This window comes from Myroides injenensis M09-0166 (assembly GCF_000246945.1).
Classification (GTDB): Bacteria; Bacteroidota; Bacteroidia; order Flavobacteriales; family Flavobacteriaceae; genus Flavobacterium; species Flavobacterium injenense.
This window is the reverse complement of the sequence record NZ_BAEX01000004.1, coordinates 21,880-41,251: the sequence shown is the minus strand read 5'-3', so window position 1 is coordinate 41,251 and position 19,372 is coordinate 21,880. Positions and strand designations below refer to the sequence as shown.

Here is a 19,372-nt window from a genome sequence, read left to right as displayed (position 1 = left end):
TAATTACTCTTCTAATAATTATTTTGATAACCCTCTAAATCTTCTGTAAGATTGAGTGATAGCAAAACCTGATTCATCAATAGAGTAAGTTAATCTATCAATTTTAGTTGTAAATGCATTGTACATTACAATCGCTAAAGTAGAAGTACCAATACCTGTAGCAGTACATACTAACGCCTCAGAAATACCTGTTGCTAATGCTGCAGAGTCTGGAGTACCTGAAGTTGCTAAAGCTGAGAACGCTTTAATCATCCCTGTTACTGTACCTAATAACCCTACTAACGTACCGATAGAAACTAATGTAGCTAATACAATCATGTTTCTTTCTAACATTGGCATTTCAAGTGTAGTTGCTTCTTCAATTTCTTTTTGAATTGCTTCAGTAGCCTCTTCACTATTATACCCTTCTTTTTTCATTTCTTCATATTTGATCAATCCAGCTTTCACTACGTTAGCTACTGATCCTTGTTGAGCGTCACATGCTTCCATTGCTTCTCCAATTCTTCCAGCATTAATGCTTCCTTGAATCTCTTGAACGAATTTTCCGATATTTCCTTTTCCTGATGCTTTAGAAATTACGAAAAATCTTTCGATTGAGAAAACTACAGTCATTGTTAATAAACCTATTAACGCAGCAACTACAGGTCCCCCTTTATAAACCATCCCTAAGAAATTTCCTGGTAGTGGGTGTCCCTCTGGATCTCCATTTTGGAAGTTTGCTGGATTACCCATTACGAATTTCCAAATTAGAAATCCAAAAACTAAACAAAATACTACAGCTAGTGATGCAATCACTCTACTTGCTCCTGAACTAGATCCTTGTTTCTCAACTGATTCGTTTGATACGTTTGTCATCTTTTTAAAAATTTAATTCTTTTTTTTTTCAATTATTACTTATTACTTTTTCTCTTTTAGAACATATGAGAGTCGCAAATTTATGTTTTTAGACGAAATAAAAAAATTAAAAACAATATTTTTAAAACTTTCTCCACTTCATTTAACTTTAAATAAATTTAACAACCCCGTATTAAAAGGAAATGTTAAGCTAAGGTAAAGATAACAACTCTTAATCAATTAAACTATTATCTTTTTTACATTACCCGCAATTTTAACATTTCAACTTTATACAAAATATAATTTTTGTTTCTAGTATATTTGTTTGAATTTATAATTTTATTAAAATTTAAACTTGCTATCATGAACTATGAAAACTTCACTAATACCTTCAAAAATGGGTATATGTGCAAAGGTGATTACATCACAATTGGCTCAGCTAAATACGATAACAAAATTCAAGCCAACTCTTTCATAAACATCCCATTAAAAACAATTAATAGACATGGTCTTATTGCTGGAGCTACAGGTACAGGGAAGACCAAGACTATTCAAGTTCTTTCAGAACAGTTATCCGCAAAAGGAATTCCAGTTTTAATGATGGATATAAAAGGGGACTTTAGTGGAATAGCCCAAAAGGGGACTTTGAATGATTTCATATCAGATCGTCACCAACAAATGAATTTGCCTTTCAATATTGATAATTTCCCAGTTGAATTACTATCTATTTCTCATCAGAATGGTGTAAGACTAAGAGCAACTCTTACAGAATTTGGACCAATACTATTTAGTCGTATCCTAGATTTAAACGATACTCAAAGTGGAATTGTTTCTCTAATTTTTAAATATTGCGATGATAAAAAGCTCCCACTTCTTGACTTAAAAGACTTTAAAAAAACATTACAATACCTTACCAATGAAGGAAAAGCTGAAATTGAAGCTGAATACGGGAGGATATCAGCAGCATCTACAGGTGCTATCATTAGAAAACTAATAGAAATAGAACAGCAAGGAGGTGAATTATTCTTTGGAGAGCCTTCTTTTGATATTTCAGATTTAATGCGTGTAGACGACAGAGGTTATGGTTATGTAAATATTCTAAGGCTAGATGACATACAAGATAAACCTAAGCTTTTCTCAACCTTTATGTTGAACCTCCTTGCGCAAGTATATTCACAAATGCCTGAACAAGGAGATAGTGGTCAGCCAGAATTAGTTATTTTTATAGACGAAGCCCATCTAATTTTTAATGAAGCAAGCAAAGCGCTACTAAATCAAATAGAAACTATCGTAAAATTAATTAGATCTAAAGGAATTGGAATTTATTTTATTACTCAAAATCCTACAGACATTCCAAACGGTGTATTAGCGCAATTAGGTTTAAAAATTCAACATGCTTTAAGAGCATTTACAGAAAAAGACAGAAAAGCAATAAAAACAGCCTCTGAAAATTTTCCAAGTACTGAATTTTACAAAACAAATGAAATCATTACACAATTAGGAACTGGTGATGCCTTAGTTACAGCATTAAATGAAAAGGGAATACCTACTCCCTTAGTTGTCTGTGCAATGCGAGCACCAGCAAGTAGAATGGATATTTTATCAAAACCCGAAATAGATGAAATTATAGAAGCTTCTACTTTAGCGAAGAAATACAACAATTATTTTGACCGAGAAAGTGCTTACGAAATTCTTACTGCAAAATTAGAGCAATTAAACAATGTAAGCGAAACAAATCAAAGCACAAAAAGTAAAACTTCAACTCCACCAAAAGAAGATAGCAATGTAACAAAAGGAATTATTAAAGTGGTAACTAGTGCTACCTTTATAAGAGGAGCATTTGGTATTCTAAATAAAATTCTATCAAGTAACAACAAACGAAAGAAATAACATAAATAATGTTTTTTTCGTAAAAACTAAAAGCTCAAAATATTCAATGAATATCTTGAGCTTTTCTTATAATTATTTTTCTTTAATATAAGGCTGTTGCGCCTCCTTTATTAAATTCTTTATTTTATTTTCAACCTCTTCACTGCTCCACTTTTCATAGATTCCTTCTATTTTCATAACTTCATCCATAATACCATTTTGAAAATCTCCCAGTTTTAGCGCAGAAAGATAGCTATCATTACTAAAAGTAACGCGATCATATAAAGGCAACCACAAATCAGGATATTTTATCGCAAAACTACTTTCTATTTTCTTTCTTATTAAGAATTCTTCATCAGCAGTAGATTCACTCATTTCTTTAAAATTTCTATAAGAAAGTTCAGCTATCGCATCACCATTTGGCTTTCTCTCTTTTTGATATTCTTGAAGCAAAGTACCCCAATCAGTACCTTTATTTTTATCAATAATTTCACTTAAAACAAAAACATCTTCTAAACCAGCATTTAATCCTTGCCCATAAAAAGGAACTACAGCATGGGCAGCATCTCCAATTAATGCAACTTTATCTTTATACACCCATGGAAAACACTTCATAGTAACCAAAGAATTAACCGGGTTCTCTTTATAAATAGTTACATAATCAGGGATAAGATGAGTAACCTCTATAAAGTATTTTTCAAAAAATGTAATAATGTCTTTATCTGACGTAATGTTTTCAAATGAAACATCTCCTTCAAAAGGCATGAATAATGTACATGTAAATGAACCATCTACATTTGCTAATGCTATAAACATAAAATCTTTTCTAGGCCATATATGAAAAGAATTTGCATCTATACGATGTTTACCACTATCATCAGCTCGTATAACAAACTCTTTGTAACCTAATTTCAAATAAGATTGTTGATACTCATATCGACTTTGACGCTGCATTCTAGATCTAATACGAGAATAAGCACCATCAGCTCCAAAAATCATATCATGTTTAATCTTACTCCATTGATCACTTTCCTTATCTGCTGTAAAAAGTATTCCATTATCTAGATCAACATCCCATATTGGCGTATCAAATTGAAAATTGACTCCTAAGCCTTCTGCAATAGAAATTAGTTTCTTATTTAAATCCCCTCTAGAAATAGCCCATATTGCTTCTCCGTTAATACCATAAGGTTGAAAAGTAATATTATTTTCATTGAGATGAATTGCACGCTGATACATAGGAATAGCCATCTTTTTTATATCTTCTTCTATTCCTATTTTTTTCAAAATTTTCCAGCCACGATTAGATAATGCTAAGTTTATAGATCTTCCCTTAAAATCTACCTCACGTATATCTTTACTCTTATCATATACTGTAACATTTAAACCCAAACGTTTTAAAGTTATTGCAAGTACTACACCAACAAGTCCACTTCCAATTATTGCAATATTTTCATTCATAATAATTTTTTGTTCGTTTATAAAAGACATATCATTACTTATGTTTGAAAACTATACACCTTAAGATATATATTTTCAATAATTTTATACTACACCACTAACACAACCATAAATGAAAAACTTACTTTGGATACTCGTCATACTACTTCTAGTAATCTGGTATATTTCTTTTTTCATATTAAACATAGAAAAAAAGACAATACACCTCTTTGCAGTTATAGCTTGTTTAATAGCGATATATAATTTATTTAATTATTATCTATTTAAAAAATAAGAGCCCTTATTATATTCATAAGGACTCTTTAATCTATTTCAAATATTTACTATTTGCTAAATTCTATTTTTTCACCAACAGATAACCCTTGCGATTTTGCGAAAGCTCCACACATATGGAACAATAATCTAGCACCTACATTTCCATCCCAATCATCTTCACCTGGAGCTACTTCCACTAAATCCATTCCTATTATTTGTTTTTCACTATTTGCTAACTGAGAAATTAAATAAGATGCTTGCTCATAAGTTAGCCCTCCAGGCACTGGTGTACCAGTATTAGGACAATACCACGACAACAAAGCATCAATATCAAAACTTATAGCCACTTTTTCTGGTAAAGAAGCAATAATACGATTACATTTTTCTTTCCAAGACATTCCTTCAAACTCATCAGCCTTTAGATCTGCATCTGTATGAACATAAACTCTTCCATCAGATGATTTAACTGTAGCTACTTCTTGTTCGCAAAAATCTCTTATTCCTACCTGAACTATTTTTTTTACTTCTTTTATTTTTAAAGTATTAAACATAATAGAAGCATGTGAATAAGTAAAGCCTTCATAAGCCTCTCTTAAATCCATATGCGCATCAAAATGCAAAATACCAAAAGAATCATATTTCTTTGCTAATGCTTTATAATAACCAAGTGGTGTACTGTGGTCTCCTCCAAGTAAAACAACTTTTTTACCTTTATTCATCCAATATAAAACTCTCTCTTCTACTTCTTTGTGAAGTAAATCACAAACTTCATTTATTTTGTCTAAATCAGATTGAAGTTCAGGAAAATTAGCAATATCTTCACCCTCTTCTAACTTCTCAATAATTGGCTGAGCTAAAGCTTTGTAAATAGCACTATTCTCCTCCCAATGTTTTGGAGCTTCGTCAAAATAGATACCTAACTTCCATAAGTCTGGATATTGTTGATGTAATAAATCAACTTGATAAGATGCTTCCAAAATAGCCTCAGGCCCTTCAGAAGCACCTGCTCCATAACTTACTGTTACTTCCCAAGGAACAGGAACAATGATTATTTCACTATCTTCAGATGAAAATGGTAATCCATAAATTGTCGCATCTGCCAAACCTGGCTGAGATGGATCAAAATTGTCAATGATATGTTGTTTATTTGACATCGCTTATTTTATTTTTTTGCAAATTTAATCGAGTTTCATGCATTAGCAATAGACTAACATAAAAATATATGAATTACAATACTAAAAAGGATTATAATATGTCACTTGCTTTACGTAAAATTTGTCCAAAGTTATAAACATCTTCATAAGAGGTATATAATGGTACAGGAGCTAAACGCACAACATTTGGCTCTCTCCAATCAATAATTACGCCTTCCTGTATTAAATAAGTAAATAAACTTCTACCTTTTCCATGTAATAATACAGATAATTGGCTTCCTCTTTCCTCTTGAGAACTTGGAGTAATCACTTCATAGCTAGCATTTTCTTCCTTAGCTATTTCCTCCAAAACATATTCTAAATAAGAAGTAATTTTGTTTCTCTTTGCAATAATAGCATCCATTCCTACTTCCCTAAACATTTCAACAGAGGCCAAATAAGGTGCCAAACTTAAAATAGAAGGATTACTCACCTGCCACCCATTTGCAGATAAAATAGGATCGTAATCTTCTTCCATTAAGAAGCGACGTTCTTTATTATGTCCCCACCATCCACCAAGTCGAATAATTTCTTTATTATCATGGTGCTTTTTATGTACAAAAGCACCAGAAGCACTTCCTGGTCCAGCATTCATATACTTATAACTACACCATGCAGCAAAATCAACATCCCAATTATGTAACTCTAATTTAATATTTCCAGCTGCATGAGCCAAATCCCAACCAATAGTTGCCCCTACTTCTTTCGCTTTTGCAGATATTGTTTTAATATCAAAAACTTGTCCTGTATAATAATTAACTCCTCCTATCAAAACTAAAGCTAACTCATCGCCTATTTCAGAAATCGCATCCAAAATATCTTCAGTTCTAAAATTGTGTTCTCCAGGTCGCTTCTTTATTTGCACTATTGCGTCTTCTGGATTCAATCCATGCAATTTGACTTGAGTTTGTATTAAATATTGATCACTAGGGAAGGCTTTTTCTTCGCATAATATTTTAAATCGTTGCTCAGTTGGACGATAAAACGAAATCATTAAAAAATGTAAATTAACCGTAAGTGTATTCATTACCGTTACTTCTTCTGGCAATGCACCAACAACTTCACTTAGTGGTTCACAAAATCTTTCATGATAATCCCACCAAGGTTTCTCGGCATAAAAATGACCTTCAACTGCTAATTCAGCCCAATCTTTCATTACTTCATTTACATAATCTACTGCTCTTTTTGGTTGTAACCCTAATGAATTTCCAGTAAAATAAATCACTTTTTTACCTTTAACAATAGGAAAATTAAACGCTTGCTTATAATGCCCTATTGAATCATTTTCATCTAATTGCCTAGCAAAAGCTAAAGTATTTTTAAATTTCATTTCTTAAATATCTTTACAGTAAATATAAGTATTTTAAAGCACTTCTTTAGTTTCCTAATTAACCGTTTGCAAGCAAAAAAAGAGAACTCATTTATCCTAGGATAAATGAGTTCTCTTTTTAAAATTAAATATTTTCTATTATTATAGGATCAACATTGCATCCCCATAAGAATAAAATTTATATTTTTCTTTAACTGCTTCGTCATAAGCTTTCATCATTAAATCATGACCACAAAAAGCAGAAATCATCATTAACAATGTCGACTTAGGCATATGGAAATTCGTTACCATACAGTTAGCAATACTAAAATCATATGGAGGAAAGATAAACTTATTAGTCCATCCAATAAAAGGGTTTAAAGTATGATTTGAAGAAACAGAACTCTCTAATGCTCTCATACACGTAGTACCAATCGCACAAACTTTCTTTTTATTCTCTTTAGCTTGATTAACAATATCACAAGCCTCTTGCGTAACAAACATTTCTTCAGAATCCATTTTATGCTTAGATAAATCCTCTACTTCTACAGGATTAAATGTTCCTAACCCAATATGTAAAGTTACTTCAGCAAACTTAATTCCCTTAATTTCTAAACGTTTCATTAAATGTTTAGAAAAGTGTAACCCTGCAGTAGGTGCTGCTACAGCTCCTTCTTCAGAAGCATAAATAGTTTGGTAGCGCTCAGCATCCTCAGGCACTACATCTCTATTAATATATTTTGGAATTGGTGTCTCTCCTAATTCCTGTAATTTAATTCTAAACTCTTCATACGACCCATCATATAAAAAACGTAATGTACGACCTCTAGAAGTAGTATTATCTATTACTTCTGCTACAAGAGAATCATCATCTCCAAAGTAAAGTTTATTACCAATACGTATTTTACGAGCTGGATCTACTAAAACATCCCATAAACGTTGCTCAGCGTTCAACTCTCTTAATAAGAAAACTTCGATTCTAGCTCCAGTTTTCTCTTTGTTTCCGTATAAACGTGCAGGAAAAACTTTAGTATTATTCAATACCATTACATCCCCTTCGTCAAAGTAATCGATTAAGTCTTTAAATAATTTATGTTCTATATTACCAGTTTTTCGATCTACGACCATTAAACGAGCTTCATCTCTATTCTCTGCTGGAAATTCTGCCAATAGCTCTGCTGGCAAATCAAAATTAAAGTTTGATAACTTCATTGAATACGCAATTTATTAATTAATTATACAAAGACTCTTTCTATAAAAGAATTTGCAAATATACAACCTCAACATAGCGGTTGTCAAGTATTTCACAATTATTTTTGTTTTTAATCGTTATTGCTCACAAATTTGGATTCCAATTTCTTGCAAATTAGACCAAAATTTAATAAATGACTTAGTCACAACTTCAGCATCATTAATAGAAAGATCAGTACATAAGGCTAAAGGTGCAAATGCTAAAGCCATACGGTGATCTTGATAGGTATCTATGCTTACTCCACTATTTATACTGGTTGACTTTTCAATTTTTAAACTAGAATCAGTAATATCAATAACAGCTCCTAACTTTTCTAATTCTTCCTTAAGAGCCACTAGACGATCTGTTTCCTTTATTTTTAATGTATGCAGTCCTGTTAATTCACATTTAATCCCAAGTCCAAAACAAGTCACCGCAATTGTCTGTGCTAAATCTGGTGTCTCGACTAAATTAGCATTAAAAGAATCTACAGTCTTTTCTACTTTTTCTAATTCTATCACCGAACCTTCTTTAAACCTTGTTTCAACACCAAGCTTTTGATATAATTCAACAATTTTCATATCTCCTTGAAGACTATCTTTTTGATAGCTTTTCAATTTCAATACTTTTCCTATCGGCGAAAGCGCAATTAAAGAATAAAAATAAGAAGCAGACGACCAGTCAGACTCTACAACAAAAAGATTTTGCTTGACATTAATTAAAGGTCTTACTATAATTCTATTTTCTACAAAAGAAGTGTAAGCACCTAACTTTTCAAGGAGAGCTAAAGTCATTTCGATATAAGGTCGAGAAGTAATATTACCTATCAAATTTAATTCTATACCCATTGGCAATTTTGTACCTATAAGTAATAATGCAGTAATATATTGACTACTAATATTTGCAGGGAGCTCAATATTCCCCCCTTGTGAATGATATCCTTTTATTTTTAATGGAGGATACCCTTCTTTATTAACGTAAGTAATTCTAGCGTCTAATTGTCTCAATGCTTCTACTAAGACTCCTATTGGTCGTTCTTGCATACGACTACTTCCAGTTAATATCAATTCTCGCTCAGAACAAAGTGCATAATAGGCAGTCAAAAAGCGCATAGTTGTACCAGCATGATGAATATCTATAACGTCTTTGTCCGAACTTAAAGCCTGCTGCATAGCACGTACATCGTCAGCATCGGAGAGATTTGATATTGACAATTCAGGGAATAATTCCTGTAAGATTAATAAACGATTGCTTTCTGACTTACTACCAGAAATTACTAATTCTTTATTGTCTAGCAATTGAGATTGAGATAGAAATACCTTCACTAATTCTTACTTTAATTTTTCATTATTATGATGACGATCGTGATCTCTTTTCGTCTTTACATCCATTTTTTTATCAAAAGCTTCTTGTAAATTAACTCCTGTTTGATTTGCCAAGCATAGCACAACGAACACAACATCAGCTAATTCTTCCCCTAAGTCCTTATTTTTATCACTTTCTTTTTCAGATTGCTCACCATATCTCCTAGCGATAATTCGAGCCACCTCACCTACTTCTTCTGTTAGTTGTGCCATATTTGTTAACTCATTAAAATAACGAACTCCATGTTCATTAATCCAGTTATCTACAGCTTTCTGTGCGTCTTGTATATTCATTTTATTTTTTCTTAAAAATTTTATTCTTTAACCATTTATCGTAAATGATCATTAATACCATAAAGATAATATATTTTACCACGAAGTTTAATAAACACATCTGATCACCAGATAATGCACAGCTTACCTCATCCGAAACAAACCATGTTAATGCAATATATATTACAGTAAAAAAACTATACTTTACTAAATTATTCATTACTCTTTATTTTGACTATCAATTATAATTGTAACTGGTCCATCATTCAATAAAGCTACTTTCATATCTGCTCCAAAAGAACCCGTTTCCACTTTTTTTCCTAAATCACTTTCTACTTGACTTATAAATTTTTCATACATCGGAATCGCAAAATCAGGTTTTGCTGCTCTTATATACGATGGTCTATTTCCTTTTTTTGTGGAAGCATGTAAAGTAAATTGACTAACTATCAAAATCTCTCCATCTATTTCTTTCACACATTTATTCATGACTCCTTGCTCATCTTCAAAAATTCTCAAATTAACAATTTTACCAGAAAGCCATTCTATATCCTGTTTCGAATCAACTTCTTCAATCCCAACCAAAACAAGAAGTCCATTTTTTATTTCTCCAATTATTTCACCTTCTACCGTAACAGAAGCCTCTTTTACTCTTTGTATTACTGTTCTCAAACTAAAATATTTTCTTAGTATTATTCTACCTATTTATTTTTGACCATGCAAAATACTAATTCGATAGGAATACACACAATTATTCTATCATTTTTAAATGATTAATTTAATTTCTAAACTAACAAAGATTCCTATTACATGCTTTTATTACTGTTATAATTATTGAGGTCGTCTTAACTCTTGTAAAATAAAGGCGGTATAAAAATATGTGTCCCTAAACAAAACCTTCAACACTGTGAATTAAGTACTCTACTTAGATAGTACAGAATTAGATGTAGTTCCACACTTGCCACTTCCTAAAAAAAGGATTCAATTCAAAAGCCAAGCATGAGGTAGTAAATGCTTTATTATATAAACTAAAAAGTCAAGATGACTTCATCTTATTATTGCTCATCCAATTCATTGCATCTGTCTCATTTTTAAACTTTTTAAAAATTAACCATTTAAAACTCTTTTGGTATAGCAGTGCCTAAAATAATTCGTGGAATATTTGATTCCTTAGCTACCTTTATTACTATAGAGGATATAATTTTTTCAACAGTGCTTCAACACTTCTTCAAGATTCCTTCAACAAATAGCCTTCTATATGGAGCAATCATGGGGAAGTGTTGAAGAAGTGTTAAAGGAATTCGTTCTAATGCTTATGAATACTAGCTTTGCCAAGCATTCAAAATTTAAGCTATTAGATTGTTTTTAAAATAAAGCACTGTATTTTAGGTAGATATGTATTTTAGAGTTAAAAAAAAGTGAGGTGCTTTTTTGTTCTACTCAGATAATTAAAACGCTTACAGAAAACTATATATTCCTTTGATAAATAAAGGAACTATTTGATATAGAAATCAAGTTTTAATACATACCTAATCAATTAACAAATGCTGAAATACCCCTATCAGGATTATTTTATTAATGCTGATATTAGTTTTGATTTACAGTAGTTTATAAAAATAGTTAGAGATAAGTAATAAGGAACAGCGGTCTTTATAAACGAAATAAAAACAGAATGAATCTAAGCAACAATACACTCTAATTACAAGTTGATGGGCTAACATTAATTTATTCTTTTTTCTGTAGTGAGTTCAATTACTTACTGCATTGAAGAGGCATGCTAATCTTTGCTAATTCTTTTCAGAGTTCATAGATTACTTATCACACTTTACTTACTATCCTAATTAAATAAGCAGGTAAGAACCCCACATTTAATAGTAAAGTAAGAATAATAAAAAATGTAGATCTTTTTCAAAAAGAATAGGAGATGATCTCTAAAAAAATTGCAAAAAAGAAACATTTAATTAATCATACTAATTGAACTTCATCAAGAGATAGTAGATTCATTATCTCTGAGTACCAGAAATAACAAGTAAAAATTCTGTCAAAGAATTACAATAAATTCTTAACTGCGTAAACCACATTAATATAAACAACTCATCTATAAATAATTAAAAAGCTACAACTAATAAAACATAACTAGTCTAAATAAATAATCCTTTTTTCTTTGATTAGTTGAAAAAGTACTTAATTTTGCACATCAATTTAGATTAAGTCTTAATTAACAACTACTATGTCTTTAACATCTAAACGAGTTCTTACTTTTTTAAGTTTGTTTTTTATATTAACAACTTATGCACAAACACCTGTCTTCACAGGTAAAGTATTAAATCTAGATACAAAGAAAGGAATTGATTCAGCCATTATTACTGTTTTAGCATCAGGAGATGTTTATCTCACAAATGAAAAAGGAGAGTTTGAAATTCCAGATTTATATCACCAAACCGTAATTGTAAGTCAGCTTGGTTACGAAAATTTAGAAGTCAAATTAAAAAAAGGATATCAAACACTTTACCTAATACCTACAGATACTCAACTCGACGAAGTATTTATCCGCCGATCAACAAATATTAATGATATTGATGTCAGAAATTTGACAGGTTCAGTTGTCACAATTGATATGAATAAATTATCTGAACGTTCTGAACTTGATATGGCAAAGCTACTTCAAGGACAAGTTCCTGGGCTAACAGTGAACTATAGTGGTGAACTTGGTACCAAACCAGAAATTAGATTAAGAGGAAATTCATCTTTCGATTATAAAGGTAGTGCTAATGAACCCTTATTTGTAATGGACGGGATTATCATTTCTACTGAAACTTTTTTAACATTAAATCCAAATGATTTTACCTCTATCAAGGTTCTTAAAGATGCTCCTGCCACAGCCTTATATGGAATAAAAGCTGCAAATGGGGTAATAGAACTAACTTCAAAAAGAGGTTTTGATGGTAAGCCTGTTTTTAATTACTCAATGAAACAAGGAATTACACTAAGAGGTGAAAGAGGTGTAAGAATGATGGATACTAATGAAAAGTTAGCATTCGAAGAAAAAATTGGACGTAGTGGACGTCCTGGATATGATTACTCAGAGACTAACATTAGAAAATTATTTGGTAATACACCTTTACTAGATCAAAAATTACAAGAAGGAGCCTATAAACTAGATTCATTAAGACAATACAATACAGATTGGTTTAAAGAACTTGTCAAACCAAATTATTTCCAATCTCACAACCTAAGTGTAAGAGGTGGAACTGAAAAAAATGCCTACTTCTATTCTGTTAATTATAGTAAGCAAGGAGGAAGAATCCCTGGAAATGACATCAATCATATCACTGCGAGAGCTAATCTAGATTATATCATTACGCATAACTTTAATTTATCCTTAAATAATAGTTTTGGAGTTTCTACTTCAAATACAGAAAATGGTATGGAAAATGATCCAACGTCATTAGCTTTCACACTAAATCCTTATGAGACAAAAGACACTAAAAATTTAATAAGTTATCCTGACCGATCATATAATGATTTAATCAATCAATATAAGCGCAAAACGACAAACAAACGATTCAGCAGTTCTTTAGTCATGTTTTGGGATATTTTACCTGAATTAAATCTTTCTGGAGTTATTGGTGCAGATTACAGCATTGAGGAAGTTTATCAGCGAATATATAGTGATGCATATAGCCAAAGAAATAAAGCTGAAAATGAGAAAGGATACATTTCTGAAGGCGACAACAAATCTTTTGACTATTCGGCTAATATACGCGCTAATTATCAAAAACAATTCGGTGAACACAACGTATTTTTTGGTATAAACATGGATTATTACTTGAGTAATTTCAAATCAATTTTTGGAGCTGGACATGGTATCGCAGATGATTTAAGTAGTCTTTCTGGAATTAATACTGCATTAACTAATAGTTATAAACCAACTGCATCAGGTAATAAAACAACTAATACTCAATTAGGTTTTGGAGCCGCAGCAGGCTATACTTATAAAAACACTTATGATGCTTATGCTAGTTTCAAGCGTGATGGTTCTTCTCTTTTACCGAGTGACAAAAGATGGAATGATGCGTGGTCTGCTGGTATAGGATGGTCACCAAGCGAATATGAATTTTTCAAAAATCAAAACATTCTCACCTCTTTAAAATTTAAAGGATCAATTGGATACACGGCAAGTTTAGCCGGAATCGCAGCAAGAGATGTAACAACAACTTATCTAAACTCTAATACTTTTTATGGAGATTATAGAGTTTATCAATTAGCGGCTTTACCAAATAACAATCTAAAACCACAACAAACGTATAGTCAAAACTTTGGAGTAGACTTTGGTTTTATTAATCGATTTAATTTACTATTTAATATATATAATGATTTAACGAAAGAAGCCATACTTGCCTTACCTATTGCTACAAGTAATGGTTTTGGAATGTACACAAAAAACATTGGTGAATTAGAGAATAAAGGAATGGAATTTACCTTATCCGGTGATGTTTTGACAATAAAAGACTTCAGATGGAATACATCTGCTTCTATTTCATACAATGCAAATAAAGTAAAAAAATTATATGGTACTGATAAGATATATACTTCAGAAGAATCAGTTATACCAGAATATGAAGTAGGAAAACCACTAGGTTCTTTATATGGTATGAAAAGTAATGGTATTCATCCGCTAACAGGTTATCCTGAATTTATTGACAACGATGGTAATGTAATAGATGTCAGAACAAATCGTAAACCAAGTTATTTTAGAAAATTAGGAACGACAATAGCTCCTTATAACGGATTCTTCAATAACTATTTTTCATATAAAAATTGGTCATTAACTGTGAATGTAAACTACCAATTTGGAGGAAAAGCTAAATATTCCGATTCTTTTGTTAGAGATGGAGATCACTCTAATATGAATGCTATCAAAGGACAGTTAGATAATATGTGGTTTGAAGTAGGTGACGAAAATAAAATTTATCCTATACAAATACAGTCTACTAATATTCACAACTATATGCTAGAGGCAACTACCAAAACTATATATAAGACGGATTACATTAAGATAAATTATATACAATTAAGCTATAACATTACACAAAGTACTTTTATAAATAAATATTTCAAATCATTACAAGTCAATGTACAAGCTGACAATATATATACTTATAGTGTACAAGAAAACAGAGGATCTCTTAATGATGTAATTCAACCTATCTTGACTTTTTCATTAAACGCTACATTCTAATTATGAGAAACATTTTTATTTTTATTATTGCACTAACATTATTTACTTCTTGTAGCTTAGAACAAAATAATCAAGAAGAAATATCTGGGGATGATATCATTAATACCGATAGAAAAGCACTAGGTGTTTTAGCACAGGCTTATTCAAGTCTTCCTGTGGGAGGCGAACCATTTACTTTACTTACTGAAGATCTACAGCCCTCTTACTTAATTAATAATAAACCAGATTACAAATTAACCTATGGGTGGAATGACGAACAAATAAAAATGGCTACAGGTCAATTATGGAAAAGCTATTATGAATCACTTGTTCATATTAATTCTATACTTAATACGGAACAATATATCAAAAATAAAGATGAGAAATGGAACTATATTAAAGGGAATGCTCTTTGCTTAAAAGCTTATATTTACTTTGATTTACTACAACTTTATAGCGAACGCTATAATCCATCAGCATTAGGTATTATTACTAAAGACAATATCACTTTAGAGAATAATAAAAGATTAACACAGGAGGAAACAATAACTATTATAAAGACTTTATTAGATCAAGGAATTGATTTGATGAAAAAATATAATAAACAATATAATTATTTTATTACTTCGCCTGCTGCTATAAATATAAAAGCGCAAATATACTTATACACAAAAGAATATAGCAAAGCAGAACAAACGGCAAGAGAGCTTATCTCATTATTCCCTACTTTGCCAAACACTGAGAAAGACTATACTGCAATCTGGAATATCTCATTAAGTGAGACAACGACGGCTACCTACTGGATTTATAATAATCTTAGTAATCCAAATCGTTACCTCTACGTAGAAAAGGACACTGGGGACTACTTATTTATCAATCATAATAATATTTTTGAAAAAGAAGATATACGATACAATGTATCTCAATATATGTATAAGATGCGTTCGCTAGAAGGTGGTATCTCCTCACCTACTGTATTACGTCCTTACTTAGGTAAATATAAAACTCAGCATACAGATCATACAGAAAAGAACATAGTCCTTTCCCGAAATACGGAAACCTATTTCATACTTATAGAAAGTTTAATAGAACAAGGAAAACTTAACGAAGCAACAGATTATCTTAATCAGTTCCTTACATCTATAAACAATACTTCCGTAGCGGATGGACTATCTCAAAGTATATTAAAATCAATAGTTCAAAAAGAAAAACAAAAAGAATTTGTTGGAGAAAAGATAAATTACTTTGATTTAAAAAGATGGAACCTACCTATTAAAAGATATTTTCCAGATTCTAATAAAGTTCTACTAACTATTCAAAACAATGATTTTCGTTGGACTTGGCCTATCCCCGATTCAGAATTAAGATATAACAACAATGCTATTCAGAATGAAGGATGGCCAACATTTGTTAACAAATAAAAACAGATAAGATATGAGAAACACTTTTTTACAAAAATTAATCTTAATCGCTACTTTAATAGGAGTAGTAAACTTTACTTCATGTTCTAGCGATGATAATTCAGATGCACAGTTTGACGGTGAAAACAAAATTGTATTAAAAGCTGTAAATACTTTAAGTATGAAAGACAATGGTACAGATACTATTGAAGTTGAAGTGCTATTAGTGACTGCTTTAAAAGAGACATTAGAACTTGAGTTTGGTTTATCTGATAATGTAATTAATAATCAAACTATTGCAGAAATAGAAAATCCAAAAATAGTTTTAGAACCAGGACAAAAAAAGGCTACACTACTTATAGCAAGTAAAACGAATAGAGTTTTAAAAGAAAATGCGATTCTGAAACTAAATTTAATTAAAAACAACAGTACATTAAAATTAGAAAAAGCAGAGCAAATAATGATATCTCCTGTGATATCTGAAGTGGAATTAACAGATAAACAAATTCAATTACTAAATGCATATCAAAAGCAAGGACTTGATTTATATCCATTAATGGGAGAAGTAGATGTGATAGGAGAAATAAAATATCCAGGAAGTGAATATTTCACTCCACTTTTCCAACCAAGAGTAATTCCAGTAAAAGGAAAAACAATCATTACTTTAAATGAAGAAAAATCTACACCAGAAAAAGCTGTTTTGACAATGCTATCTAATCCTATGGGGATAGAAGATTTCTGCTACCATATTTTCAGACATATAACAGTAGCTGATGAGGAAACTTGGACTCAACAACCAATGCCACAAAAAACAATGGAGTTAATTAACCTATCAGCCACTTCAAATGAAACCTTCTCTATGCGACTAGATAATATTGTAATAGACATAAAAACAAAAGAAATTACTTATATAGGATCTGGAAATACCATATATGGGGACCCTATTAAAATTGTTCCATTTGAATATGAATATTCTGCTTGGGATAGATTAAAAAAATTAATAGATGAAGGAAACCCTGAGGCTATTGAAGCTTATGAACAAGGAGGTACTATAGATCCAAAACAACTAATAAATGCAGGTATGATACTAAAAGAAGAAGGTGAAGATGACCCTTACAATAATGATACATGGATGGAAACTACTGCAAAAATAACTGAAGATGAAATATCTTTTAATTTCATTATGGATCATGATTATGCTACGGGGTATATGCAATTCAGAATACAATATAAACTAAAGTAAACAATCTATAACTTTTAAAAATATAGGATTGACTAGTTAAAATATATAAGTCAATCCTATATTTTTTTGCTCAAAACAACTAATTTTTAATTAATCTAAATATTTTTAACACTACATTTTAATGAAAACACTAACAAATCACACTGGTAAAATAGCATCAGTACTAATTACATCTACAGTTATTTTAGCATCTTGTTCTAGCGATGATAATACTGACTCAGAACAATTAGAATTACAAATTGTCGATCAAGAAGGAAATGCTATAACTGAAGCAAAAGCAGAATTATTAGAAGGGAACTCACTACCCCTTAAAATAACAGATAATAAAGGAGCGTTAGTAATTGGTGCTAAACTTAATATTACTCAAGGAAAAGATATTATCGCTATAGGAGAAAACAATACAATTATTGCATTAAAAGAAGGTACTGCAACTGTGAATGCTATCTTAGAAAACTATAAATCTTCTATTAATTTTACTGTTACTGTTACTGAAAAAACTGAAATAGAATTTACTGCTGCTTTTGCAAAAGCTATTGAAGAAGTATTAAAAGAAAATGCTCCAAAACCTATTAGTGGAAGTATCTTTAAAAAATCAGACTTAGCTGAGATAAAATATCTTTGGATGAACTATGATGAGACTGGTTATAATGGAACTACACAAGCTTTAAAAACAGAGGATCTTGGAGCACTTAAATATTTTTCTTCTCTAAAAATACTTGAACTTGGTTATCATGAATTTGGTGATAACGTAGCTATTGAAGTTCCAGAAAACTTAGAAAGCTTATCATTAGCTAAATATCAAAACAAAAGTATTAAAACGGTATCTATCAAAGGAATTAAAGAATTAGCTTCTCTTGATTTAAGTAACAATGATGATTTAGTATCTGTTGATTTAAATGGTGGATTACTAGAGATATTAAACGTGAATCGTTGTTATGCTATTAAAGACAACCTTTTAGATATAATTTCTAAAACACAAGCAAAAGAAGTTTATGCAAATGTATTAAACATGCAAGGTGAATTAAACTTAACAGCATCTCGTTTAGAAAATTTAAATATGCAAGATCATAAATTTTCTAATGTTATTATTAATGCACCTAAATTACACAAATTAACACTTAATTCTGAAGAAACATCTTTACAAGATATTAACTTAGGTAGTACTCCTGAATTACAAAGCTTAAGTATCGATTACTTAGATATAAAAGGAAAATTAACTCTACCTAAAAACACTTTGACATCGTTCCAAGCTAATAATATTTCTGGAATAACAGACATAGATTTTTCTTCTCAAACAAAATTAGAGACATTCTTAATATTGCCAGTAAAATCACATTATGGAAAAATAACATTAGATCTAAGATTCTGTTCGCAATTGTATGCAATTGATAATATGAGAGGATGCAATGTCTTATTAGTTAAAGAAAATAATACAAACGTACTTGATTTTAGTCGTTTAGATAACTTAGATAATGACTACGGTAAAGTAAGACTAGCAGATATGTACAATTACGCAGAAATACAAGAACTTTGGGTAAACAAAAAATACGAAGGTCAACTTGACAAATTCTACGCATTGGGAAGCAATGGTCAAAATATTGTAGTAAAATATGTTGATGCTTCTAAATAATTATTAGTTATACTCATATAGTGTACTAAAAAACCAATGAAATTCCTTTAACTTTGACAAACTAAATCTCCATATTCCCTCTTAAATAC

Annotated in this window: 15 protein-coding genes; 6 read left to right on the top strand and 9 right to left on the bottom strand. The window is 30.7% G+C overall.

Features of this window, described 5'->3' with window-relative positions; translation table 11 throughout:
* Positions 1–18: 18 nt before the first annotated feature.
* Positions 19–855, bottom strand: a complete 837-nt coding sequence (locus tag RH98_RS01355) for a MotA/TolQ/ExbB proton channel family protein (protein WP_010249658.1) — start codon at positions 853–855, stop codon at positions 19–21.
* Positions 856–1,197: 342 nt separating this feature from the next.
* Here RH98_RS01355 and RH98_RS01350 point away from each other — a divergent pair, with 342 nt between their 5' ends.
* A complete protein-coding gene (locus RH98_RS01350; protein ID WP_026038664.1) occupies positions 1,198–2,724 on the top strand; it encodes a helicase HerA-like domain-containing protein in 1,527 nt (508 codons plus the stop codon).
* A gap of 72 nt (positions 2,725–2,796) precedes the next feature.
* Here the strand turns inward: RH98_RS01350 and RH98_RS01345 are convergent, their stop codons facing one another.
* The gene (locus RH98_RS01345; RefSeq protein ID WP_010249655.1) at positions 2,797–4,164 is read right to left on the bottom strand and encodes an FAD-dependent oxidoreductase; all 1,368 of its coding nucleotides are present in this window, start codon (positions 4,162–4,164) and stop codon (positions 2,797–2,799) included.
* A gap of 112 nt (positions 4,165–4,276) precedes the next feature.
* Between RH98_RS01345 and RH98_RS16185 the strand changes: the two genes are divergently transcribed.
* Positions 4,277–4,438, top strand: a complete 162-nt coding sequence (locus RH98_RS16185) for a DUF5670 family protein (RefSeq protein WP_369383816.1) — start codon at positions 4,277–4,279, stop codon at positions 4,436–4,438.
* Between the two features lie 49 nt (positions 4,439–4,487).
* Here RH98_RS16185 and RH98_RS01340 read toward each other — a convergent pair whose 3' ends face one another.
* The 7 genes from RH98_RS01340 to dtd all read right to left on the bottom strand — a co-directional run bounded on the left by RH98_RS01340 (position 4,488) and on the right by dtd (position 10,461).
* Positions 4,488–5,573, bottom strand: a complete 1,086-nt coding sequence (locus tag RH98_RS01340) for an agmatinase family protein (protein WP_010249653.1) — start codon at positions 5,571–5,573, stop codon at positions 4,488–4,490.
* Positions 5,574–5,664: 91 nt separating this feature from the next.
* Positions 5,665–6,942: a kynureninase gene (gene kynU / locus RH98_RS01335; RefSeq protein ID WP_010249651.1), complete on the bottom strand. Its 1,278-nt coding sequence runs from the start codon at positions 6,940–6,942 to the stop codon at positions 5,665–5,667.
* A 141-nt stretch (positions 6,943–7,083) separates the two neighbouring features.
* Positions 7,084–8,133, bottom strand: coding sequence for a tRNA preQ1(34) S-adenosylmethionine ribosyltransferase-isomerase QueA (gene queA / locus RH98_RS01330; RefSeq protein ID WP_010249649.1), 1,050 nt, complete (start codon positions 8,131–8,133; stop codon positions 7,084–7,086).
* A gap of 117 nt (positions 8,134–8,250) precedes the next feature.
* Positions 8,251–9,477 (bottom strand): 3-phosphoshikimate 1-carboxyvinyltransferase, encoded by a 1,227-nt coding sequence (locus RH98_RS01325; RefSeq protein ID WP_010249647.1) that lies wholly within the window; start codon positions 9,475–9,477, stop codon positions 8,251–8,253.
* A gap of 6 nt (positions 9,478–9,483) precedes the next feature.
* Entirely contained in the window at positions 9,484–9,810 is a 327-nt protein-coding gene (locus tag RH98_RS01320; protein WP_010249639.1) for a nucleotide pyrophosphohydrolase, read from the bottom strand.
* 1 nt (position 9,811) lies between these two features.
* Positions 9,812–10,009 carry a hypothetical protein gene (locus tag RH98_RS01315; RefSeq protein WP_010249638.1) on the bottom strand — a complete coding sequence of 66 codons (198 nt, stop codon included), beginning with the start codon at positions 10,007–10,009 and terminating at the stop codon, positions 9,812–9,814.
* Positions 10,009–10,461 (bottom strand): D-aminoacyl-tRNA deacylase, encoded by a 453-nt coding sequence (gene dtd / locus RH98_RS01310; protein ID WP_010249637.1) that lies wholly within the window; start codon positions 10,459–10,461, stop codon positions 10,009–10,011. The genes RH98_RS01315 and dtd overlap by 1 nt, the downstream gene beginning before the upstream one ends.
* Positions 10,462–12,019: 1,558 nt before the next feature.
* On the opposite strand from dtd, the gene RH98_RS01305 reads away from it, so the two are divergent.
* From RH98_RS01305 to RH98_RS01290, 4 genes are all read left to right on the top strand, one after another.
* Positions 12,020–15,031: a SusC/RagA family TonB-linked outer membrane protein gene (locus RH98_RS01305; protein ID WP_010249636.1), complete on the top strand. Its 3,012-nt coding sequence runs from the start codon at positions 12,020–12,022 to the stop codon at positions 15,029–15,031.
* Positions 15,032–15,033: 2 nt separating this feature from the next.
* Positions 15,034–16,431 (top strand): RagB/SusD family nutrient uptake outer membrane protein, encoded by a 1,398-nt coding sequence (locus RH98_RS01300; RefSeq protein WP_010249635.1) that lies wholly within the window; start codon positions 15,034–15,036, stop codon positions 16,429–16,431.
* Positions 16,432–16,444: 13 nt separating this feature from the next.
* Complete coding sequence (locus RH98_RS01295) at positions 16,445–17,653, top strand: DUF4929/DUF8472 family protein (protein ID WP_010249630.1); 1,209 nt, start codon at positions 16,445–16,447, stop codon at positions 17,651–17,653.
* 121 nt (positions 17,654–17,774) lie between these two features.
* On the top strand, positions 17,775–19,283 hold the full coding sequence (locus RH98_RS01290; protein ID WP_010249628.1) for a hypothetical protein: 1,509 nt from the start codon (positions 17,775–17,777) through the stop codon (positions 19,281–19,283).
* Positions 19,284–19,372 lie beyond the last annotated feature (89 nt).